The sequence below is a fragment of the Brevibacillus sp. NSP2.1 genome (assembly GCF_000470975.2).
In the GTDB taxonomy this organism is placed as follows: domain Bacteria; phylum Bacillota; class Bacilli; order Brevibacillales; family Brevibacillaceae; genus Brevibacillus; species Brevibacillus agri.
This window is the reverse complement of record NZ_CP048274.1, coordinates 1,089,793-1,111,530: the sequence shown is the minus strand read 5'-3', so window position 1 is coordinate 1,111,530 and position 21,738 is coordinate 1,089,793. Positions and strand designations below refer to the sequence as shown.

At 51.6% G+C, this 21,738-nt stretch carries 20 protein-coding genes and 2 pseudogenes; 9 read left to right on the top strand and 13 right to left on the bottom strand.

The annotated features are described in order from the left end of the window. Nucleotides 1-84 precede the first annotated feature (84 nt). Nucleotides 85-840: a polysaccharide deacetylase family protein gene (locus M655_RS05385; protein ID WP_025844120.1), complete on the top strand. Its 756-nt coding sequence runs from the start codon at nucleotides 85-87 to the stop codon at nucleotides 838-840. A gap of 95 nt (nucleotides 841-935) precedes the next feature. Here M655_RS05385 and floT read toward each other — a convergent pair whose 3' ends face one another. The 3 genes from floT to M655_RS05370 form a co-directional block, all read right to left on the bottom strand. Next, nucleotides 936-2,522, bottom strand: a complete 1,587-nt coding sequence (floT, locus tag M655_RS05380) for a flotillin lipid rafts scaffold protein FloT (protein WP_005829374.1) — start codon at nucleotides 2,520-2,522, stop codon at nucleotides 936-938. A gap of 17 nt (nucleotides 2,523-2,539) precedes the next feature. Beyond that, nucleotides 2,540-3,061: an NfeD family membrane protein gene (locus M655_RS05375; RefSeq protein ID WP_005829372.1), complete on the bottom strand. Its 522-nt coding sequence runs from the start codon at nucleotides 3,059-3,061 to the stop codon at nucleotides 2,540-2,542. Between the two features lie 110 nt (nucleotides 3,062-3,171). Beyond that, nucleotides 3,172-4,431, bottom strand: a complete 1,260-nt coding sequence (locus tag M655_RS05370; protein ID WP_005829368.1) for an Nramp family divalent metal transporter — start codon at nucleotides 4,429-4,431, stop codon at nucleotides 3,172-3,174. Between the two features lie 481 nt (nucleotides 4,432-4,912). Here M655_RS05370 and M655_RS05365 point away from each other — a divergent pair. From M655_RS05365 to M655_RS05355, 3 genes and pseudogenes are all read left to right on the top strand, one after another. Beyond that, nucleotides 4,913-5,848: pseudogene (locus M655_RS05365) on the top strand (spore germination protein). Then, entirely contained in the window at nucleotides 5,842-6,171 is a 330-nt protein-coding gene (locus M655_RS05360; RefSeq protein ID WP_081414767.1) for a Ger(x)C family spore germination C-terminal domain-containing protein, read from the top strand. The pseudogene M655_RS05365 and the gene M655_RS05360 overlap by 7 nt, the downstream one beginning before the upstream one ends. Then, the gene (locus M655_RS05355) at nucleotides 6,114-6,347 is read left to right on the top strand and encodes a Ger(x)C family spore germination C-terminal domain-containing protein (protein WP_081414766.1); all 234 of its coding nucleotides are present in this window, start codon (nucleotides 6,114-6,116) and stop codon (nucleotides 6,345-6,347) included. Before M655_RS05360 ends, M655_RS05355 begins: the two co-directional genes overlap by 58 nt. Nucleotides 6,348-6,611: 264 nt before the next feature. Here M655_RS05355 and M655_RS05350 read toward each other — a convergent pair whose 3' ends face one another. Further along, nucleotides 6,612-8,048 (bottom strand): aminotransferase-like domain-containing protein, encoded by a 1,437-nt coding sequence (locus tag M655_RS05350; protein ID WP_026558095.1) that lies wholly within the window; start codon nucleotides 8,046-8,048, stop codon nucleotides 6,612-6,614. A 149-nt stretch (nucleotides 8,049-8,197) separates the two neighbouring features. Between M655_RS05350 and M655_RS05345 the strand changes: the two genes are divergently transcribed. Next, nucleotides 8,198-9,382, top strand: coding sequence for a DMT family transporter (locus tag M655_RS05345; RefSeq protein WP_026558094.1), 1,185 nt, complete (start codon nucleotides 8,198-8,200; stop codon nucleotides 9,380-9,382). A 109-nt stretch (nucleotides 9,383-9,491) separates the two neighbouring features. Here M655_RS05345 and M655_RS05340 read toward each other — a convergent pair whose 3' ends face one another. After that, entirely contained in the window at nucleotides 9,492-9,956 is a 465-nt protein-coding gene (locus M655_RS05340) for an NUDIX domain-containing protein (protein WP_005829358.1), read from the bottom strand. A gap of 16 nt (nucleotides 9,957-9,972) precedes the next feature. Further along, nucleotides 9,973-10,509 (bottom strand): suppressor of fused domain protein, encoded by a 537-nt coding sequence (locus M655_RS05335; RefSeq protein ID WP_005829356.1) that lies wholly within the window; start codon nucleotides 10,507-10,509, stop codon nucleotides 9,973-9,975. Between the two features lie 505 nt (nucleotides 10,510-11,014). Here M655_RS05335 and M655_RS28285 point away from each other — a divergent pair. Both M655_RS28285 and M655_RS28280 read left to right on the top strand, forming a co-directional pair. Then, nucleotides 11,015-11,467, top strand: a pseudogene (locus M655_RS28285) (protoglobin domain-containing protein); the annotation flags it as partial. Nucleotides 11,468-11,527: 60 nt separating this feature from the next. Continuing rightward, entirely contained in the window at nucleotides 11,528-12,037 is a 510-nt protein-coding gene (locus tag M655_RS28280) for a methyl-accepting chemotaxis protein (RefSeq protein ID WP_375371911.1), read from the top strand. A gap of 262 nt (nucleotides 12,038-12,299) precedes the next feature. Here M655_RS28280 and M655_RS05325 read toward each other — a convergent pair whose 3' ends face one another. From M655_RS05325 to M655_RS05315, 3 genes are all read right to left on the bottom strand, one after another. Then, nucleotides 12,300-12,884 carry a hypothetical protein gene (locus tag M655_RS05325; RefSeq protein ID WP_051353956.1) on the bottom strand — a complete coding sequence of 195 codons (585 nt, stop codon included), beginning with the start codon at nucleotides 12,882-12,884 and terminating at the stop codon, nucleotides 12,300-12,302. 254 nt (nucleotides 12,885-13,138) lie between these two features. Further along, a complete protein-coding gene (locus M655_RS05320; protein WP_025849021.1) occupies nucleotides 13,139-14,341 on the bottom strand; it encodes a transposase in 1,203 nt (400 codons plus the stop codon). A gap of 241 nt (nucleotides 14,342-14,582) precedes the next feature. Next, entirely contained in the window at nucleotides 14,583-15,638 is a 1,056-nt protein-coding gene (locus M655_RS05315; protein WP_007780192.1) for a hypothetical protein, read from the bottom strand. A gap of 403 nt (nucleotides 15,639-16,041) precedes the next feature. Between M655_RS05315 and M655_RS05310 the strand changes: the two genes are divergently transcribed. Next, a protein-coding gene (locus tag M655_RS05310; protein WP_198508421.1) for an IS5 family transposase occupies nucleotides 16,042-16,817 on the top strand; the annotation gives its coding sequence in 2 pieces (ribosomal slippage) (nucleotides 16,042-16,369 and nucleotides 16,369-16,817; 777 coding nt in all). A 73-nt stretch (nucleotides 16,818-16,890) separates the two neighbouring features. Beyond that, nucleotides 16,891-17,061 carry an AbrB/MazE/SpoVT family DNA-binding domain-containing protein gene (locus tag M655_RS05305; protein ID WP_081414807.1) on the top strand — a complete coding sequence of 57 codons (171 nt, stop codon included), beginning with the start codon at nucleotides 16,891-16,893 and terminating at the stop codon, nucleotides 17,059-17,061. Between the two features lie 276 nt (nucleotides 17,062-17,337). Here M655_RS05305 and sufB read toward each other — a convergent pair whose 3' ends face one another. From sufB to sufD, 4 genes are read right to left on the bottom strand one after another with little or no spacing between them, the layout of a single operon-like run. Continuing rightward, nucleotides 17,338-18,735 carry a Fe-S cluster assembly protein SufB gene (gene sufB, locus M655_RS05300; RefSeq protein ID WP_025844056.1) on the bottom strand — a complete coding sequence of 466 codons (1,398 nt, stop codon included), beginning with the start codon at nucleotides 18,733-18,735 and terminating at the stop codon, nucleotides 17,338-17,340. A 40-nt stretch (nucleotides 18,736-18,775) separates the two neighbouring features. Beyond that, the gene (gene sufU, locus M655_RS05295; protein ID WP_005832076.1) at nucleotides 18,776-19,213 is read right to left on the bottom strand and encodes a Fe-S cluster assembly sulfur transfer protein SufU; all 438 of its coding nucleotides are present in this window, start codon (nucleotides 19,211-19,213) and stop codon (nucleotides 18,776-18,778) included. Continuing rightward, a complete protein-coding gene (locus tag M655_RS05290; protein WP_007780199.1) occupies nucleotides 19,200-20,426 on the bottom strand; it encodes a cysteine desulfurase in 1,227 nt (408 codons plus the stop codon). Before M655_RS05290 ends, sufU begins: the two co-directional genes overlap by 14 nt. Then, the gene (gene sufD / locus M655_RS05285) at nucleotides 20,426-21,724 is read right to left on the bottom strand and encodes a Fe-S cluster assembly protein SufD (RefSeq protein ID WP_025844055.1); all 1,299 of its coding nucleotides are present in this window, start codon (nucleotides 21,722-21,724) and stop codon (nucleotides 20,426-20,428) included. Before sufD ends, M655_RS05290 begins: the two co-directional genes overlap by 1 nt. Nucleotides 21,725-21,738: the final 14 nt, after the last annotated feature.

The following is a 21,738-nucleotide window of genomic DNA, read 5'->3' as shown; positions in this document are numbered from 1 at the left end:
GTCTTTTCCGCGAGGACTGAAAAGAATATTCCCGAACGGTTGGCGCATAGTAACGGGAGATAGATTCAATGAGAGGTGCCACCGATGAAAAAACATATGCGCTTTTGGCTCATCACCTGTGCCGTCTTGCTCGTTACTACCTATAGCCAGTCCGCTTTGGCGCTGCGTGAAAAAAATCGCGAATACTACGAGACGCGCGGCGAAATCGTCTGGGAGGTGCCGACAAACAGCAAGGTGATCGCCCTCACCTTTGACGACGGCCCCGACCCGAGGTACACCCCGGAGATCGCTGCCCTGTTGAAAAAGTATGAGGCAAAATCGACGTTTTTCGTAGTCGGCTCGCGCGTCAGCCAATACCCGGAATTGGTTCGCTCGCTCGCCCAGGATCAGCACGAGATCGCGAATCACACCTTCAACCACCCCGACATTCGCAAGCTCACTCCCGAACGGCTGCGCGACGAGGTAGAAAAAACGCAGGAGGCGATTTTCTCCGCAACCGGAGTCAGGCCTACACTGTTCCGTCCGCCTGGGGGATACTACAGCGAGTCTGTCGTCCATACCGCGAAGCAGGCCGGCTTTTTGATTGTCATGTGGTCGTGGCACCAGGATACGCGCGACTGGACAGACCCCGGCGTCAAAAAAATCGTCGACAAGGTGCTGGGCAACGCCCGCAATGGCGACATCGTCCTGTTCCACGACTACGGCGGAAACCGGAAGCAGACCGTACAGGCGCTGGAACAGATTTTGCCCGAGCTGCAAAAACGCGGCTACCGCTTCGTGACCGTCAGTGAGCTGATGAAGCACTCCGGCAACTTGAAGCAGGTGGACAGGGCCGATTAAAAACAGCAATCCCCCTTGTAAGCGAAGGGGGATTTTTGCGATGCGTTTTGATGCATTTTGATGTGGCTCTCTATGCTTGGGTTATGCCTTGGTTTCTATGCTTGATGATCCGTCGGTTTGGCTGCTTGCGCCTTGTCTTCTGCGGCTTTTCCCGCCAGCAGGTTAGAGACGGATGGAGCGGATGGCTGGCCAGGAGCGGCAGCAGGATTGGCTGGGGCAGAGCCGCCCTTTTGCATGAAATCGCTAATCATTTTGTTCATGTCTAGACCGGAGACGTCTTTCAGCATCTCTGGCAGTTGCGCCATCAGCTTGGTGACGTTGCCGCTCAGCCGGTTGACGCCGTCGCCCTGGCCGCCGCCTGCATCCACAATCGTCACCTTGTCGATCGCTTTCATCGGCTCGGCAATTTTCGCAGCCAGCTCAGGCAGCATCTTGGCGATAATGTCCAGGACGGCCGCATGCCCGAACTTTTCGAATGCTTCCGCCAGCTTTTCCTTCCCTTCCGCTTCGGCTTCCAGCTTGAGACGGGTAACTTCCGCTTCGGCGCTTCCTCGCGCCTTTTCGGCTTCCGCGATCGCCAGACCTTCGAGTCGCTTCTGTTCCGCCATCGCTTTTGCCTCTGCCTCGATCCGGTACTTGAGCGCATCCGCTTCTTTCAGCTTTTTCGCCTTTTCCGCTTCTGCCGCCTGCTCCACCGAGTAGCGGTCCGCATCGGCTTTTTTCTTCACTTCCGCGTCATATTGCCGCTCGCGGCGCAAAATTTCTTTTTCCTCCAGCTCGATCTCTTTTTGCTTGCGCACGAGATCAATCTTCATTTCCTCTTCCGTTACCTGCTGTTTGGCGACAGCCTCCTGCAGCTTGTAGGCTTGGTCCGCACTGGCACGCGCTTTGTCCTGCTCCTGCTTGAAGGCGGCCACCTTCAATTCTTTTTCTTTTTCCGCTTCGGCGATGTTCGTTTCCTTCAACAGCTCGGCCTTGCGCGCTTCTTCCTCCGCCTGGGCCTGTCTGATCCGCGCTTCCTTGTCTGCGTCGGCCTGGGAAATCGTCGCGTCCCGCTTCACGGCCGCGATCTGCGGAATCCCCAACGCCGCCAGGTAGCCGTTTTTGTCGCGAACATCCTTGATCGTGAAGCTGACGACGGACAGTCCCATTTTTTTCAGGTCCTTCGCCGCGACCGACTGAACCTCCTGGGCAAAGCGCTCACGGTTTTTGTAAATTTCCTCTACGGTCATGCTGCCGAGAATCGCACGCAGGTAGCCTTCCAGCACCTCCTGCGCCTCTGCGCGGAGCGCTTCGTCTGATTTGCCCATGAACTGCTCGGCTGCGGTGGCAATATCCTCAATGGAGCCGCCTACCTTGATGATCGCCACGCCGTCCGCCATGACGGGTACGCCCTGCTCGGTGTAAACCTCCGGAGTGGACACATCGAGCTTATGAGACAGAAGACTCAAAAAATTGGCCTGTTGAAAAATCGGAAGAATAAACGCGCCGCCCCCGCGGACGATCTTCATCTTGCGGCCGGATTCGTCGCTCAGCACGTTTTTCGTGCCCAGGTAGCTTCCCGTCACGATCATGGCTTCATCGGCGCCAACCGTTTTATACCGCGCCCAAAACGCGATACCTAACACGAGAAAGACTGCGACGACGACACCGACCGTTGTCAAAATGCCAGGTTCAAACATGTTCGCTCAGCTCCTTTTTATGAGTCAGTAGAGAAAGGGATTACGTACAGGACATGGTCGCGCACTTCGACCACCACGACACGGGTTCCTTGCGGGATGCTTTTTCCTTCCAGACTGGCTGCCATGTGGTAGGTCGTCCCGCTAATCATGGGCAGCAACACTTCGCCCAAGCCTTCTGCCGGAATCGTCGTCCCTACCTCGCCAAGCTTTCCGCCTAGCTGGGCCATCGAATAGCCCGTCGAGTTTTCCGCCTTGCTCATCGGCTTCACCCAGAGGAAGTACGCGAAGACCGCAAGCCCCGCCCCAATGACCACGGCCAAAGCAAACACGACCAGATCAGACAAGGAGGTAAACCGGGACATAATATACCCGGCGCCGCCAAAAGCGGTGAGGCCGCTTACAAAAGTGATTGGCTGAAACAGCGGCAGATGAAGCTGGTCGAGCCAATCCGAGACCGTATCGCCGAATAAAAGCGATATGACGGTATAAATAATGCCACTCACAAGGCAAACCATGTAGACGGTTTCAAGCACGTCCATATCCTGTCACTCCTTTCAAAAAATGCTTCTATTTTTCATACGAGCCAGCCGGGAAAAGGTTGCGTAAATAAGGAAAATCCTCCCTGGCAAACAGAGAGGATTTCCGTTGTTTATCCGAAAAACGTTTGAAAAAGCAAATACAGGTTCAGCCCCATGATGACTGTGGCCACGATCCAGGCCAGCCATTTCAGCCATCCGGCGTTGGCAAACTCGCCCATCTTCGCCTTGTCGCTAGTGAACTGGACCAGCGGCACAACAGCGAAGGACAACTGCAAGGAGAGGATGACCTGGCTCAAAATCAGCAAGTCAGTGGCCCCGCTCTCGCCGTACAGCGCGGTGACAATGACGGCTGGCACAATCGCGATCAGGCGGGTAATCAGCCTGCGCAGCCAAGGCGTAATCCGCAAGTTCAAAAAACCTTCCATGACGATCTGTCCGGCGAGTGTCCCGGTCAAAGTCGAGTTCATGCCCGCCGCAAGCAGCGCGACGCCGAACAAAATGCTTCCGAGCGTAGTTCCGAGCAACGGCGCCAGCAAATGGTATGCATCGGCAATATCGGCCACGTCCGTCATGCCTGCCTTGTGAAAGGTCGCGGACGACAAGATCAAAATCGCGGCGTTAATCGCCATCGCGAACACAAGGGCAATCGTCGAATCGAGCGTCGCGTATTTGATCGCTTCTTTTTTCCCCAATGTCGTCTGCTCGTACTGGCGCGTCTGGACGATGGACGAGTGCAGATACAGGTTGTGCGGCATGACCGTCGCTCCCAAAATCCCGATGGCGATGTAGAGCATCTCCGGATTTTTCACAATCTCGGCCGTCGGGATAAAGCCCCCGAAAATGCCTGCGATATCCGGCTGCGACCAAATCATCTCAAACGCAAAGCAGGCGCCAATCGTCACAATCAGGGCGATTACGAGCGATTCGATGTAGCGAAAGCCTTTGTTTTGCAAAAACAGCACGATCATCACGTCGAGAGCTGTAATGAGCACCCCGTACACGAGCGGAATCCCGAAGAGCAGGTTGAGCGCGATCGCGGCGCCGATGACTTCCGCGAGGTCGCACGCCGCAATGGCAAGCTCGCACAGCACCCACAGCCCCATGGCGACAGGCTTGCTGTAGTGATCGCGGCACGCCTGGGCCAAGTCCCGTCCGGTCACAATCCCCAACTTGCCGGCCAATGCCTGCAGCAAGATCGCCATCAGGTTGGACAGCAGGATGACCGACAGCAGCGAATAGCCGAAAAGCGAGCCGCCTGCAATGTCCGTCGCCCAGTTTCCCGGGTCCATGTAGCCGACTGCCACGAGATAGCCCGGGCCGGCAAAAGCAAGGAACTTGCGAATCCAGGAGCCTTTGGCCGGGATTTTCATGGAGCGGTGGACCTCCGGCAGCGATGGCGCAGCAGCCTCATTTCTCCAGCCTTGCTGATTTTGGGCCGCTTCGCTCGAATTTGATCTGGTTAGCATATGTCCTCACCCCAATTTGTGCATCAAGTCACTTTTTTTGCCCGAAGGCAACTTTTCGACAAAAAAATATAGGCACGAGCCTTCGACGCAAATATTTACCTAGCAAATTATATTTCTCATTATACTCCGATCGTGGCCTTTTGCAATGGCTGCGGTTCATTTCTGCTTGCGTCTTTTTTCTTCTCCTGCATATATTTGGACGCTTGTTAAAACACTACTCGTATTCCTTTTCAGGAGGTTTTGCTTTGAATTGGGAACAAGAAATCACAGAGAAAATGAATGGCAGCTTTGATTATGTAAAGCGGCAGCTACAGTGCGGGGAAAATGACTACAGCTTATTTTTTTAGAGTGCTTGGTCGATAGCAACTATATTCAGGATAAAATTGTGGAAAAACTGGCGGTTCCGGATTGCCCGTTTCCTTTTCGCTCTTTGGAAACAGCCCAGGAGGCCATAGAAGCGGTTTTATACGGCAATGTCGCGATCTACAGTCGTGCAGATCAAAAATGGTATCGGGCAAGCGGAACCGGGATGGAGCAGCGCAGCGTGCAAGAGTTGGAAAATGAAAGTACGCTCCGTGGCCCTCGTGACGCATTCGTGGAATCGTTGAGCACCAACCTTTCGCTCGTCCGGCGCAGATACCCGGAACTGAAAGTGGACATTCGGCAAATCGGCAGGCGAACGAAAACAAAAGTCGCGCTCCTGTACATAAACGGCATCGTCAACCCGGTCATTCTCGATGAAGTGAAAACCCGTCTCTCGACCATGGAGATCGACGGGGTGCTGGACAGCGGAACAGTGGAGCAGTGGATTGAGGATAGCTGGTATACTCCTTTTCCGCAGACGCAATACTCGTAGAATCCGGCGCGAGTCTTGCACATGCTGCTGGAGGGGCGCATTGCCATCATGGTAGACGGCACCCCGTTTGTGCTGATCGTCCCTGTCACATTTTCGATGCTGTTTCAGGTGCCCGACGATTATTACGAACGGTGGATGATCGGCTCGGCCATCCGCCTCGTCCGCATTTTCGGAGCCAGTATCGCTCTCATTTTGCCTTCCTTGTACATTGCGCTTATTTCCTACCACCCGGGAATGATCCCGACCCAGCTTGCGCTCACCATCTCTTCCGCCAGAGCGGAAGTGCCGTTTCCTTCACTTATGGAGGCATTCTTCATGGAGGTAACGTTGGAAATGTTGTGGGAAGCCGGGCTGCGTTTGCCTAAGATCATGGGCCAGACGATCGGCATCGTCGGCGGTCTCGTCATCGGACAAGCTGCCGTAGAAGCAGGCATCGTCAGCCCTGTGCAGGGGGCGCGATCCTGAAAGGAGATCGTCTCATCGGCTGGCTGAGCGATCAGGAAGTAAAAACGCTCCGCTGGATTAACGGAACGTTTTTGGCAGGCGATGAAGTGATCGTCAAGCAACTGGACAAAGACAAGAGGCCCCATTTCATTACGATGGAAGTAAAGGGCGCCCGCTCTACCGTCAAAACATCGGTCGAAAACGGGAAGCCGGTAATTACGCTGTTGATTCGCGGCGAGGGCAACGTGGCCGAAAACAGCTTCGACCATCGCCCTACTCTGGAAAAATCAGGAAGAAAGAAGAACAAATTAACCACACGCTCAAGCATCGGGCGGAAAATCTGATTGCCATGATGCAAAAAAAATACGCGACCGACATCTTCGGCTTTGGCGAAGAATTTCGCAGGCATCAGTACGCTTACTGGAAAGCGCACAAAGACGAGTGGGATGACTTGTTCGCGCAGGCGGAAATCCGCGTACATGTGCAAACGTACCTCCGCCGCTTCGGCCAATGCAAATAACGATCATATGGGGGATAATCACGACCCCTGACAAGATGATGAGCGCGTAGCCTCCCCCTTTTGCGAAGGCCGCATCGCGGGTCAGTTGCCGATTGCGGTAGGCGATATAGTAGCGAAACGCAGGATCAGTCCGATTACCAAAGCAGAAGCGCCAAATAATACGAGGTCAGGATTCGATAAAACCGATGATGAGCGAAAATCCCATGGAACTCCCCCATTTCCATACCGGTGTGATTTTCCTAGTATGGTCCAGGGAAGCGCTCCTTAACGCCTGCTTGTTTGCAGCACTTTTTTCAGGCGGCGAATCCCTTCCTCGATCTTTTCCGCGTCCTCCCACGAATAGGTCAGCCTCAGCCAGCCTGGCTCGGCGCCGTACACGCCGCCCGGTGTAAAGACGACTCCTTCTCTGATCGCCGCATCCAGCAGCTCTTTTTCCTCGATCGGTTCGTGCAGTCGGCACCAGATGTGATAGCTCCCGCCTGGCCTGTTCCATGCCGCAAACTGTTTGATTTCGGTTTCGAGTACGGTGTGCATCGCTTTTTGCTGCTGCAGCAAGTAGGCCGATAGCTTTTGCAACTGGCCGCGCCAGCATGCTTCCTGCAAAAAATGCCGCGCCAACTGCTGGGAAATGCTGCTCGTGCCGAAATCCATCTGCTGCTTGGCATCGGCCAGCCGCTCTACCACAGAGCGCGGCCCGACGAGCCAGCCGATGCGCAGCCCGGGCGCGATCGTCTTCGACAAACTGTTTACATACAGCACGTTGCCGGACTGGTCGATTGCCTTGATTGGCTTGGGAGGCCGGGGTTGGCCCGCCAGCGTAAGCGCCCCGTAGGCGTCGTCCTCCACCAGCGGAATCCGCTGCTCCTGGCATACGGCCAGAAGCTGCGCTCTCCTGGCTTCGCTCATCACGATCCCGGTCGGATTGTGATAGGTCGGGTTGACAAACACCATACGAATGCGCTGCTCGCGGTGCAGCGCCGAAACCGCCTCTGTGATGATGCCCTGCTCATCTTGCGGCAGGCGATACAGGCGCAAGCCCGCGGAGCTGAACAGCGGAAGCGAATACGAGTAAGAAGGCCCCTCCATGGCAATGGCATCTCCCGGATTCAGCAGGCATTGCGAAATCAGGTGCAGTGCCTGCTGCCCACCCGAGGTCACCAAAATCTCTTCGCTCGATGCCTCGATCCCGTAGTTCTCCGCCAAATGCGCCACCAGCACCTCGCGCAGCGCCGGGTCGCCTTTTGGCTGGGCGTATCCAAGCTCCAGGTTCATGTGCTGTAGCCCACCCAATTTTTCTGCGGACAGCGACGGGATCATCGAACTGTGCAACTCTGCTTTTGCCAGATTGATAATCCCCTCGTCCAGACACGCTTCCTGGATGCGCTTCGCCAGCGGATAGGCAGGCAAAAACGCCCCGCCATTTGTGTACTTGTACCAATTCGGCATCTGCCGGACTCCCCACAAATGGCGGCTTACCCATGTCCCGCTCCCTTGCCACGATTGCAGCAGCCCCATCGCGCGCAACTCCTCATAGGCCGCCGACACCGTCCCGCGATTGACGCCGTATCGCCTCGCCAATACCCGCTCGGGAGGCAGGGACGCCCCGGGCGGCAGCTCGCCGGAAACGATTTGCTGCTCCAGTCTCTTCGTAATTTGCTGATACACCGGGGCTCCCGCATGTTTGTCAGGCTTCCATTCCATCCTCCTACGCCTCCCCCCATGTCTTTGTGCCACTGCTTCGACAAATTGGCTTACTCCTCCTGCCGCCAATTGGCTCTACCGTTCCTGACTGTCCTCCACTAAGCTGGAAAAACAGTTCGCATTTTTTACAAGCAAAGGACGGGATACAGATGAAAGCAGGAGGTTCGCTGGGGAGAGCTGGCTGGATGCGGAATGTGGCGGGTGTGGGGGCTCGGGCAGTGATGGATGATGGCGAGTTGTTGAAAATGAGTGCGCTGGCGCAGTCGAGCGGTGACTCGATATGGAACAGTCGCCTGCCCGTACAACTGAGTGGCAAGTCGGCAGCGGACAGAGGTGTGCAGGGACAGTCAAACAGCGACACGATGCTACCAAGCACGAGCACATGCCCGCCATCCAAACCACCAATTCCAGGCAACAGCATGCCCCCCGAAAAAGCAGGCTTGCTCTACGGCTTGCTCGGAGTGTGCAGCTTCAGCTTGACCTTGCCCGCGACAAAAGTCGTCGTCACCACCCTATCGCCCGTGTCAGCCGGCCTCGGCCGCGCACTCATTGCCGCGCTGCTCGCCGCCCTCGTTCTTTGGCTGAAACGCGTTCCGCTGCCAACCTGGGCACAGCTCAAGCAGCTAGTCCTCGTCTCGGCAGGGGTCGTCATCGGCTTTCCGTTTTTCTCCTCGTGGGCGATGGAGCGCGTCCCCGCCACCCACGGGGCGGTCATTATCGCCCTGCTGCCGCTTGCGACCGCAGGAGCCGCCGCCTTTTTTTCCGGAGAGCGCCCTGCGAAAATGTACTGGATCTCCAGCGGCGTCGCCTGCCTGACGATTATCGGCTACGCCGTCTTCTCCGGCTTCAGCGCCCTGCAATGGGCCGACCTCGCCCTGCTCGGCGCCGTCATCTCCGCTGCAGTCGGCTATGCAGTTGGCGGACAGCTTTCCAAAACAATGGGCGGCTGGCAAGTCATCAGTTGGTCGTTGCTCATCGCCTTTCCATTTCTCGTCGTGCCCATCGCCGGGCCGCTGCTTGAGCAATTGCAGCACGCCACCTGGACCGTTTGGGCAGGCTTCGGCTACATCAGCGTCGTCAGCATGTTCCTCGGCTTTTTTGCCTGGTACCACGGACTGGCGCTGGGCGGAGTTGCGCGAGTCAGCCAGACCCAGTACTTGCAGCCGTTTCTCTCAATCCTCGCCGCCTGGCTGCTCCTCTCCGAGCCGTTCACGCCGGGAGCCGTGCTGGCCGCCGTCATCGTCGTTTTCGCCGTTGCCAGAGGGAAAAATGCGTCCATACAGCAAAAGCAAAAAGCGCCGTCGACTAACGGCAAAACGGCGAATAACAAGTAGCTTCCGGTCAGACGGGGCGGGGCGCACAAGCAGCTCCTCGGCGAGAACCCGGGAAACAACGAAAAGCACCGTCCCGCTTTTGCAGGACGGTGCTCACGCGTCTTTTCGTTCAATTGGTCTGATCCAGCATGTTCCCCATATACCCCGGACGATAAACCGGGTCGCTCAACGCTTGCAAAACCTGGTCAGGCCGCGCGCTATGGTACTGCGGCAGCGCCCGCCACTCCTCCAGCGTCACCCAGCCAGCCCAGTCGATTTCCTCATCCTCCAGCCCACCGGGGATTGGCGTCGTCTCCTCGCCAACCAGTTTGGCCAGCACGGCAATCCCTACGGTGTGCTTTCCGTTGCCTTCCTGGTCAATCCGGTCATCCACCCACAGCAGACGCTCCATTTCGACGAGCAATCCCGTTTCTTCCCACACTTCTCTTCTCGTCGCATCTGGTATCGCTTCCAAATACTCCACGTTTCCGCCCGGCAAACTGTAAAAAATCCCTTTCTTGCTCTTTTCCCGGATCACCAAAATTTTGCCTTCATGCCAAACCACTACGGTCACTCTCAACCGAATCTCTTTCATCCCGCTCGCTCCCTTCTCAGATGGCAGGGGGACGCAATACATGCAGGGAATCGACACCAACGTCCGCAAACCGTTCCTGCAGTGCATCCAGTCCAAAGCTCTCTACATACCGGGCTTCCGATTCCGCAATCGCATGCAGCATCATAAACCGGATTACATCCGTACCGTTTGTATAATATTCAAAGCCGACTTCCTCAAAAAAGGCTGGAGTAAGAACCGCGTGATTCAGCACAGAGCCCTCCACAATAGCGTCGGCAAGCATAAACACATCTCCTGCCTGCACGCGCGTCCGCTCTTTTTCCCACTGACGAATCACCTGCGAAGCGATCGTTGCGAGGTGCGCAATCATTTCCTTTTGAAAGCGGTAGGAATACAGCATACATTCGCTCGCTCCCGTTTTGTGCAGCTCCAGCGTAACGTATGTCCACCATCCGCGCCTGCGCGACGCCGGATAGACGCCAATCAGCACATCCGCCTCTTCCGCCTGATACAGCTCTCCCCGGCTCCCCCAAAAACGCTCGCAATGTTGCATCAGTTGCCCTGTTACTAGCATATGTATATCCCCGCTTCAACAAGAAAAAAATGTGCGGTTCCCCAGGCGAAAACTTGGCTTCGCCAGTCTTTTTGCCCGGACCTCCGCCGTCTTTCTCCGTTGCCTTTATGTCGAGATGGATTTTTCTCAAGCGTGATCGCCCCAAAAAAGCATGCCCGTAAAAGTAAGCATACTTTGCGTGCGTGTCTTATTGGCGATGCAGCGTGTTCAACCATACTTATTTATTTTAGCACTGCCCCAAAGGAATGTACAAGCCAAGCGCTGGTGCTGCCCTCGGTCAAGCAAGTGTCTCCCGCAAAAAGACATGCTCACGGAGGGATGCCTTCCTCGGATGACCTGCTTTTTGGTTTGTCTTTAGATTCTTGTTTAGGTTCGCTTTTTTTGTTCGGTTTCTGGCCCTTTTCGACGCTTCCGAAGCGTTTTTCCCGGACTTTTTTCAACCAATTAGCAAACCATTCTCAAAATCCCTTCATTCTCCCATGAATTTTCTGATAGAATTTGAATAGTGTTTACCAAAACATATCAGACAAGCAGACAAGAAAAAGGGGTCGTCAACATAGTTACAGTAGAACAGAAGTGGAGAGAATTACTGGAGTTTTACGCTTTGACAGAGGCGGATTTGGATCTGTTAGCCAGTCAGAAGGGGTTTTTTCAGGCTCACTTGCATGAAATCGTGGACTGTTTTTACGAGGAGCTGGAGCGGCATTCGCACCTGCGGCAACTGATTCACGCCAATGCCGCGGTAGACAGATTGAAAAGCATGCAGTACGACTACATCGAAACATTGGCGAGCCATGTCATTGACGAAAGTTATATCGCCAGCCGTCAACGCATCGGCTCGACGCATGCCCGGATCGGTTTGTCTGCCTCCTGGTTTTTGGGAGGCTATTCTCTTTATTTGCGGCTATTTGCAGAACGGCTGCACGCCCTCCCCGATCCAGACGCCTTCTACCAGGCGCTGTCCAAAAGGGTGTTTTTCGACTCGGCTATCATTTTGGAGCAGTACATCGGCGAAACGATGCGCGAAAACGCCGCCTACCGCAACAACATGGAGCAAATGGCCGCCGAACTGGCAACGACTACCCAAGCCGCGCTGCAAATCTCCTCCGTCTTCGCCCAATCCGCCACCACGCTAGCGGAATACAATGAGGAAATCGTCCAATCGATGCGCGTGCTCAAGCAGCAAAACGAAGAAATCGAAAGCTTAAGCCGCTTCGTCTCCGACGTATCTGCCCAAACCAACCTGCTCGGCCTGAATGCCGCCATCGAAGCTGCCAGAGCCGGAGAGCACGGCCGCGGCTTCGGCGTCGTCGCCGACGAGGTGCGCAAGCTCGCCGACAAGTCCAACGCTTCTTCCAAAGAAATCAACCAATCGCTATCCAGCATCAATCAGCAACTGCATAAGATCGAGGAGCAAGTCACGCTTTTCTCCCAGTCCGCCGACCAACTGGATTCATCCTCGGAGCAATTATTATCAATTATTCAAACGCTGGATGAGCTGTGCAGCCGGTTGCAGGGCAGGGGGTAGTGTTGTTTCGATGGGAGAGCGCCAGGAGGGGGGCATAACGCGCCTTCTTCTTGGCGCTTTTTTTGGTAAGGGGCTGTCTTTGCGAAGGAAGTGGCAGCAACATACTCTCGCATATTCGGGGTTTTAAAGTCAGACTTTAAAACTCTGATCTCGGTGGGCAACAGTTGAAAAAAGGACCGTTTAGTTTTGCTTCCGCCATCTGTGGTCAAACGGTGGCGACTGTTTCACTGACAAGACAGCGATTCCGTTCCTCCTTGAAAAGCTATATTTTTCGATATTGAACCAAGTTTAAATTACTTAGTTTTACAGCTATTTTCTTCCCGCTAAATTGTTCCATTTCCTTTTTCCCAAAACCTAGCGTTATCAAGTCATCTGGCCCTATCCCAGTGCTATACTCCATGGCAAGTTCTTCGTTGTTTTGCACATCATAAAAGCGCGGCTTGATTAGAACACCCGAATAATTCAATTGGCCGTTGTCTTTGTGAATCACAGTAGAAGTGACAAACTTCCCTCCCTCTTTATTGTAATTCGAGCTGAATTTCAAATTTACATATGTCATTTGTCCATTATTTTTGACCTCGCTAACATAGATTTGAGTATTGTTAGCATCGTAAAAAATGAAGTCAATAGTTTTGCTTTCTCCTGCTTGGGGAACCCATGTTGGGTCGAAAATAAACTCAGTAGCGATGCTTTCTGATTGGCTTACAATCTTATATCCTCTCTCTGCAAAGATTTGTTCTTGTACAGTGTCTTGGGCGGGGATGTAGTTGAGCACTAACAAAAATACCAGCCCCGCGAATATCACAGTGATCCAGTAATGCGCGTTCTTTGCGTCCAAGCTTGTCACTTCCTTTAGTTTTCCTAACCTGTTTTTCCAGTTACACTATAATATAACTAATATTTGCGATTTCAGAAAAAAACAGCACGCTTAACAATCGTGCTGTTTTTGTATAATGAGCCTTTTGCAAAATTAGGTTTTCGTTTAAAAAATGAAGTTTAATGGTACGTAAAGTGGGAAATGCCACTTTTATAAGGTAAAGCCTAAAAGCAAGATGGTCATTCGGACAGAATTTTGCGATGCTGCTTTTTTCAAAAGAGTGCTTAGGCCGTTTTTTTGGATGGCTTGGCTTTCTTTCCTGTCAGAGCAGACACCAATAATACGATAGCATTCAAATACACATACGTTTTCACTTTTTGAATGCCACCGACATGTAGATCATTCGCTGTCAGGTTTTCCTTTAAACGGGCATTGCATCGCTCTACACTCGTCCGTTTGTGATACATCTTCTTCCAATTCTTTGTGTCCCGATGTGGCAAAGAAAATCTGCGGAGATCATCGTGGACGTTCACTTTTACGACCATTCCGTAGTTGGAGGAAGAGCACCAAGCTGAGCCGTGTGGGCACTCTACTTTTCCCATCACATGCGGGCAACGAAATTTGAGATGGGTTCCGTCAGCACCTGCGTACACCATTTCAAATCCCATGCTGCATCGAGGCGTTCCGTTTGACGTATAACCAGCAGGTGGCTCTTTCTCGTTTCGGAGGTTTAGAGGAATGATAGCCTGTGCCTTGTATTGATGAGCGATTTCGTAGTTCTTGAGATGATCGTATCCACCATCCATCACGTAATTCTTACACACTTCCTTGGCTTGGTTGTTCACTTGTGCCAGGAGAGGAGGAGCCATGTCTCCATCGTTGACGTGAGCAGGAGTGACTTCTAAAGCAACAGGCAATTCGCTGTCCGCGTCTACTGCCAGATGAATTTTGTAACCGAACCACGTGATTTTATTGCCAAAGGAGTCGAACTTGGCTCCCCAGGTGGCGTTTCCTGTTCCTTGGCAGCGAGATTTCGGTTGCTTTTTTTCATACGCATCAATCGCCGTGCTGTCGATGGCAATGGTCGTTCCTGTAATGATTCCCTCTTCACGGCATTGCATGACGAGGTCGTAAAACAGCTTCTCGGCAACGCTTTTCTGGACAATTTGAGCAAATACGCGACTAAACGTTGCAATGGATGGAACGGGTCGATCAATGGGAAACCCACACTGGTAACGAAAGCGTAAATCACTTGTGAGTCTCAGATGAAGAGCAGTAAATTGCGAAATTCCTTCGAAAGGAGCCGCCAACAAAGACCGTAAAATCGCTTCGCGGCTGTGTCCCGTTGCCCCTTGGGGCGTAATGCTTCTCAATTCTTTGGCGTACGGGCGTAAGTCCAGAACCGAAAAAAATAAGGGCAGACGTTCTTTCGATTCAAGTTTTTGCAGTTCCTCAAAGGAAAAAAGTGATGGCTGGAGAATATACAAGTGACTTCACCTTCCTCGAAAAGTTTTCGTGTGTGGTTGCTTGAAAACTTCTCCTTCTTGGGGTGAAGTCCTTTTTTATGCTTTTCAAGTGCTTGATACGAAAGGGCTCAGAAATCTGCAAAAGGCTCAAATAAAAACACCCCTCCCTACATCGATTAGATTAGGGAGGGAAGCTACGCCTACATTGTCTTAAACTCGCATGAGTAATAATTTGAGAGTCTAATAAATACCCTCCACACTCTTAGTATCCGCTAACAATCTTCATTCTTACATTCGTCCAGTTTTTGTAATTCAATTCTTTTCTAGCGTTATCTAGATTTTCTGCTGCAATATTTGAGTAACCCAAGACCGCCCCTGAAGCATAGGCTTGTGTTGTCCAAAGGGCTAACTTAGCAACCATGAACGCTTTTCCAAGGTACTTAACTCCTTTAACCCATCCCGCTGGTCCTTTTAAATATTCTCCTCCGTATTGGCCAATAGTAAGGAAGGAAGAAATACCGCTAGCCCAAGCATTTACCTCATCTCTAAACTCTTCTCGATCCATTTTTGTAATAACTGCATCTTCATAAGCTTTTATATAGCTCTTGAAATTCGACAAAGAGTCAGAGTTATCCCCATCATCTTCATTACCTGTAATCCTAATATATTCATGTGCTGAGGCACTCAAAGCCTGAATTTCAAAGTCTCCCGATTTATTATCATGGTTGTAATAATTGTCAAAAGCTCCTCTGGCTAAAACAGCCTTTAAACCAATGGAATTATTATTCTTTTCAATTTCTTTATTTATTGTTTCCTTCTCTTCTTTAACGTCTTCTAGAGTATACCCCTCGATTTTATCAAATGCCCCCTCTTCATCTTCAAAATAACTTTCAATCTCTGCTTCAAAATCAGTAATCTCAAAAGAGACAGTTTTTTTACTTGACAACGTCTTTCTTCCTTTTTCATCATGAACCGTTTTAGTTAGGAATTTATTCTTTGCCTCTCCAGTCTCGAAATCATTGTGGAAAGAAGAAATCTCAAGGACAGTATTTTGATATTTACCGTCATTATCAAAAAAATCCTCTCTTGAATAAACTGATGTCTCGATGAAATCATCATTTTTGTTTATTTCAACACTTTCGGAAACAATTTTATATCCATCATTTAACTCAATCTTATAAGAATCAAATTTAGGCTGAGGAATTTTTTCATAAGCCTTGCTACTTTTCGCGAAAGTTGTAGGTACTACAGCAAAATTCGAAAATATAGACATTCCTACAACCGATAAAGCTAACAGTGTGCTTGTAATTTTCTTCATTATTCATGACCCTTTACTATTTATTAACAGTGAAATAAATGGTAATATTGTGTAATAAACCCAAAAGAGGTGTTTACTTTGAAAAACAATGATGATCAAAACAAAAGCCTTGCAGACAAAGCTTTTGAAAATATCACGTTTTTCTTTACACTTGGTTTCTCTAATTTTATTCGTGATTCGATTAAGAATCCAAAAGAGACACTAATAATTTTTATCATTGTATTTCCAACATCAATAATCTTCTTTTTTTGGCTTTTCAATTATCTCTCAAAAAATTAACCATCACCCTAATTTTACAATATTACCCATATACCCCTTTTTAAAATTTAGCATAATTTTAGGACGTGTCTGAAAACTAAAGAAAATGTGGTATGATTTAGGAAAAACGAATGGAGCAACGAGCATGATTCAAAGACGGTACGAAATAAACGATGAACAGTGGGAACAAATTCAGGACATGTTCCCCCCCTATCGAACAGGACGTCCGTCCAAATTAAGTAATCGTACCATGTTTAATGCCATTCTTTGGATTGCCCGAAGTGGTGCGGCTTGGCGAGATTTGCCGGAAGAACTTTATGGTTCATGGAAAACGGTCTACAGTCGCTTCTGCAAGTGGAGAGATACCGGATTACTTGTCGCCATCTTCCAAGCTCTTCACGTAGAACCTGACTTTGAAAACTTGAGCATCGATTCTACATCGGTCAAAGCTCATCAACACAGTGCGGGTGCTAAAAAAACGCAGAAGGACACGAAGTAAATCAGCACATAGGCGTCAGCCGTGGCGGAAAGACAACCAAACTTCATACCGTCGTCGATGGATTAGGGAATCCCCTCGCTTTTCTTCTCACGGGGGGGCACGTCTATGATTCCGTTCCAGCGATCAATTTGCTTCAAGGGTTTGATCTTACGGGAAGCCATATTGTTGGTGACAAAGCCTACGGCTCAGAAGGCATTCGGCATTGGATTACGGCTAAGCAGGCAGCGTACACCATCCCGCCTAAAGCGAATAATAAAAATCCTTGGAAAGTGGATTGGTATCGCTATAAAGAACGGCACTTGGTGGAGTGCTTCTTCAATAAAATCAAACATTTTCGACGAATCGCTACTCGTTACGACAAGCTGGCCAAATCATTCCTAGCGTTTGTATATGTCGCGTCCATCTTTAAACTAACTCAATAATGAGTTTTCAGACACATCCTAGATTTATTTCCACTTTTTTGCTCAATTTTTATTCAGTTTCGAGTAATAAACGATGAATGCAACCGGGGTTGTTAGAAAAGTCGATGAGTTTGGACGCATTGTGCTTCCAAAGGAGCTACGAGACATTTTTGATATTATCCTCAAAGATCCATTGGAGATTTACGTTGTTGATGAATGTAACATATTGAAGAAGTATGAACTGGCATGTGTATTCCTGTGCTAGTGAAGCAACATGAATCAGAATAAACAAGGGAAGCCCTCTCCAGACTAGAATTCTGAAGGAGGGCTTCGTCATATTTCAGGATACCCCGCGTCACGCAAAGCGTTCGCAGCGCAGTGAGCTGCTTCTCTCGCTCCTGGTCCATCGCCGAAAAAATGGAAGAAGACGAACATAAAAGTTCGCCTTCTACACCAAAGGAACATTTTGAATCGGCACGATTATTTTTTAAAACACGTATGCCACTTATAAAATGCTGGGGCAACAACGTTTTATCGTTTCCTACCCAATACTGCCTTCCATCTCGAACTTAATCAATCTGTTCATCTCCACCGCATACTCCATCGGCAGTTCCTTCGTGAATGGCTCGATGAAGCCCATGACGATCATTTCGGTCGCTTCGGCTTCTGTCAGGCCGCGGCTCATCAGGTAGAAGAGCTGGTCTTCGGACACTTTGGAGACAGTCGCTTCGTGCTCCAGCGTGATGTTGTCGTTCATGATCTCGTTGTACGGGATCGTGTCGGACGTGGACAGTTTATCCAGAATCAGCGTGTCGCACTTGATGTTGGACTTGGAGCCTTCCGACTTGCGCCCAAACTGGGCCAGACCGCGGTAGGTTACTTTTCCGCCGTCGCGGGAGATCGATTTGGAAATGATGGTCGATGTGCAATCCGGTGCCAAGTGAATCATTTTCGCACCTGCGTCCTGGTGCTGGCCTTTGCCTGCTACCGCGATGGACAGGACAGTACCTTTGGCGCGTGGGCCTTTCATGATAACTGCAGGGTATTTCATGGTCAGCTTGGAGCCGATGTTGCCGTCGATCCATTCCATGTTCGCGTCTGCGTAAGCAACCGCGCGTTTGGTCACGAGGTTGTAAACGTTGTTCGACCAGTTTTGGATCGTGGTGTAGCGGCAGCGTGCGCGCTCTTTCACGATGATTTCTACAACGGCGGAGTGCAGGGAATCCGTGCTGTAGATCGGAGCTGTACAGCCCTCTACATAGTGCACGAACGAATCTTCGTCAGCGATAATCAGCGTGCGCTCGAATTGGCCCATGTTTTCCGAGTTGATGCGGAAGTACGCTTGCAGCGGAGTTTCCACTTTTACGCCTTTTGGCACGTAAATGAAGGAGCCGCCGGACCATACAGCCGAGTTCAGCGCCGCAAACTTGTTGTCTGCTGGCGGGATGACGGTCGCGAAGTATTCCTTCACGATATCCGGGTACAGCTTCACTGCCGAATCCATGTCGCAGAACAGAACGCCCAGTTTTTCCAGGTCCTCCTGCATGTTGTGGTAAACGACCTCGGATTCGTATTGAGCGGATACACCCGCGAGGAATTTTTGCTCTGCTTCCGGAATCCCCAGCTTGTCAAAAGTCGCCTTGATTTCTTCCGGCACCTCATCCCAGCTACGGCCTTGCTTTTCCGAAGGCTTTACGTAGTACGTGATGCTATTGAAATCGAGGTCGTCCAGGTCGCCACCCCATTTCGGCATCGGCATGCTGTTGAAAATGTCCAGGGCTTTCAAGCGGAATTCCAGCATCCACGCCGGCTCATCCTTGATCTTGGAAATTTCCTCGACGATTTCGCGGGTCAGACCCTTTTTCGTCCGGAATACAGAGACGTCCTTGTCGTGAAAGCCGTACTGGTAATCCTGTATCTCAGGGGCTTTTTTAGCCATCGTTGCTCACTCCTTCTTCATTCATGTCCATACCTGACTGCTATTTCTGCTCTGCCTGCTTGATGCCTTGCTCCAGCGCCTTCCAGGCCAGAGTGGCGCACTTGATGCGCGCCGGGAACTTGGCTACGCCAGACAAAGCTTCGATGTCACCCAGATCAATGGAATCGTCGATCTCTTTGCCCTGCATCATATCGGAAAACTTGTGCGCCAGCTCAAGTGCCTTTTCCACTGGCAGGCCCTTGACCGCATCCGTCATCATCGAAGCGGATGACATGCTGATCGAACAGCCTTCGCCTAGAAACTTCGCGTCCACCACCTTGCCCTCCTCAACCTTCAAGGAGAGCGAGATGCTGTCGCCACAAGTCGGGTTATTCAAATTCACAATGAGTCCGTCGGATTCTTCCAGCTTGCCGCGATTGCGCGGCTTCTGGTAGTGGTCCATAATGACGCGGCGGTATAAATCATCAAGAGAAGACATTGCCGAAATACTCCTTCGTCTTCTTCAATCCCGCTATCAGCACATCTACTTCTTCTTCTGTGTTGTACAGGTAGAAGCTTGCCCGAGCGGTAGCCGTCACATTCAGCCAGCGCATAAGCGGCTGGGCGCAGTGATGGCCCGCACGAACTGCGATTCCGTAGCTGTCCAGCACAGTCGCCAGATCATGCGGATGTACCGTATCCAGATTGAATGTAATTAAACTGCTGCGGTCCTGCTGCGGGCCGTAAATCGTCAGTCCCTCGATCTCGCGCATTTGCTCCATGGCGTATTTCACCAGATGCTTTTCATGGCGCTCGATGTTTTCCAGACCGATTTCCTGCAAAAAGTCAATCGCTGCCCCGAGTCCGATCGCGCCTGCGATGATCGGCGTGCCGCCTTCGAATTTCCACGGCAGCTCCTTCCACGTAGAGTCGTACTTATCCACGTAGTCGATCATTTCGCCGCCAAATTCCATCGGCTCGACCTGCTCCAGCACCTCGCGCTTGCCGTACAGGACACCGATGCCTGTCGGGCCTGCCATCTTGTGCGCAGAAAACGCGTAAAAATCGCAATCCAAATCCTGGACGTCGATTTTTTTGTGCGGAGCGCCCTGGGCCCCGTCCACAAACAGAAGAGCGCCGTGCTGATGCGCGATCTGGGCAATTTCCTTGATCGGAGTAGTATCCCCAAGTACGTTGGAAATATGGTGAATCGCTACGATCTTGGTATTGTCCGTAACCGTTTCTTTTACCGCGTCCAGAGTGACGGTCCCGTCCTCTGCCAGCGGGATGAACTTGAAGGTCGCTCCGGTTGCCTTGGCTGCCTGCTGCCACGGAATGAAATTGGCATGGTGCTCTACCAGCGTTGTGACAATCTCATCCCCAGGCTTCAGAACCAGGCGAGCGTAGCCGTAAGCAATCGTGTTGATCGCGGAGGTCGTGCCGCGCGTGAACACGATTTCCGCTGTCTCGCGGGCGTTGATGAAGGCGCGAACCTTCTCTCTCGCGCCCTCGTAGCCGTCAGTCGCTCGGTTGCCCAAGGTGTGCACGCCACGGTGCACGTTGGAGTTGAACTCCTTGTAGTATTTATCCATCGCCTCAATTACCGGAAGCGGCTTTTGAGAGGTTGCTCCATTGTCCAGATAAACGAGCGGGTGCCCGTTTACCTCTTGGTGAAGGATGGGAAAATATTTCCGAAGCTCCTTGGCGTCCATTAGCCTAACTTCCTTTCAAGCGCCTGACGGAGTTTGTTTCTCACTTCTTCCACCGGGATTTCGGACACAACCGGATCGAGGAAGCCGAGAATAATCAGACGTTCTGCGCCCTGACGGGTAATTCCACGCGACATCAGGTAGTAGATGGACTCTTCGCTGAAGCGTCCTACCGAAGCAGCGTGCCCCGCTTTAACGTCATCCTCGTCGATCAACAGGATCGGGTTGGCGTCGCCGCGAGCTTTGTCACTCAGCATCAGGATGTTTTCCGCCTGCACACCGTTTGCTTTTTCAGCGCCTTTTTCGATTTTGGTGATCCCATTCAAAATGCTGACTGCTTCCCCTGTCATAACGGCCTTGCTCACCATGTCCGACTCGGAGTGGGTGCCGATATGTTGAACCTGGGAAGTCAAGTTTTGACGCTGGGAACCTGTCCCTACCGAAATGGATTTGGTCAGTGCATTCGAACCAGTTCCTTTGAGGATGGTTGTGTTGTTGGCAACGGTGTTGCCGTCGTTCATCTCGCCCAAAATCCATTCCATTTTGCCATCGCGGTCAACCGTTGCGCGACGGAAGCTGTAGTCGTGAACCTCTGCGGACAAGGAACGCACAGAAGCTACCTGCACGGATGCGCCTGCCCCTACGAACACTTCGACAATGCTGTTGGCTACCATGCTTTTGCCTTCGCCAGATACGTATGTATCCACGTAGGTCACTTTGCTGTTCGCTTCTGCCACGATCAGCACATGCGGGCAAAGAAGCGCATGGTCGCCAGCGATTTCGTAAACAGCCTGCAACGGTACATCCACTTCCACGTTTTTCGGAACGTAGAGAAAAACGCCGCCGTTTACGACTGCGGCATGCAGCGCGCTCAGCTTGTGCTCGTCTGGCGCCACTACCTGGTGCATGTATTTTTGTACGAGTTCGCCATGGTTTTGCAGCGCGTCAGCGAGCGTAGTGAAAATGACGCCTTGTGCCTTCAGCTCATCTGTCACGGCATGAAAAACGGCGGAAGCATTCTTTTGCACCACCAGGTTTTTCACGCTGTCCACGTCGATTTGCCCTTTTACCAGTTCGCTCAGCTCATTGGCCGACGCGATCTTGGCAGTGGTTTGAAACGGGTCGAACCCGGCAGTATTCCATTTATCAATCTTCGTTTTCTCCAAAGCGGGAAGCGGAAGCTCTCCCGCCGCCTTCAGTCCAGCGAGGCGCTTTTCAAGGAACCAAGCAGGCTCCTGATTAGCTTTGGAGTACTCGGTGATCGCTTCGGAACCGAAGCGGAGCTGTACATCCACACTCATTTCACTGCTGCCTC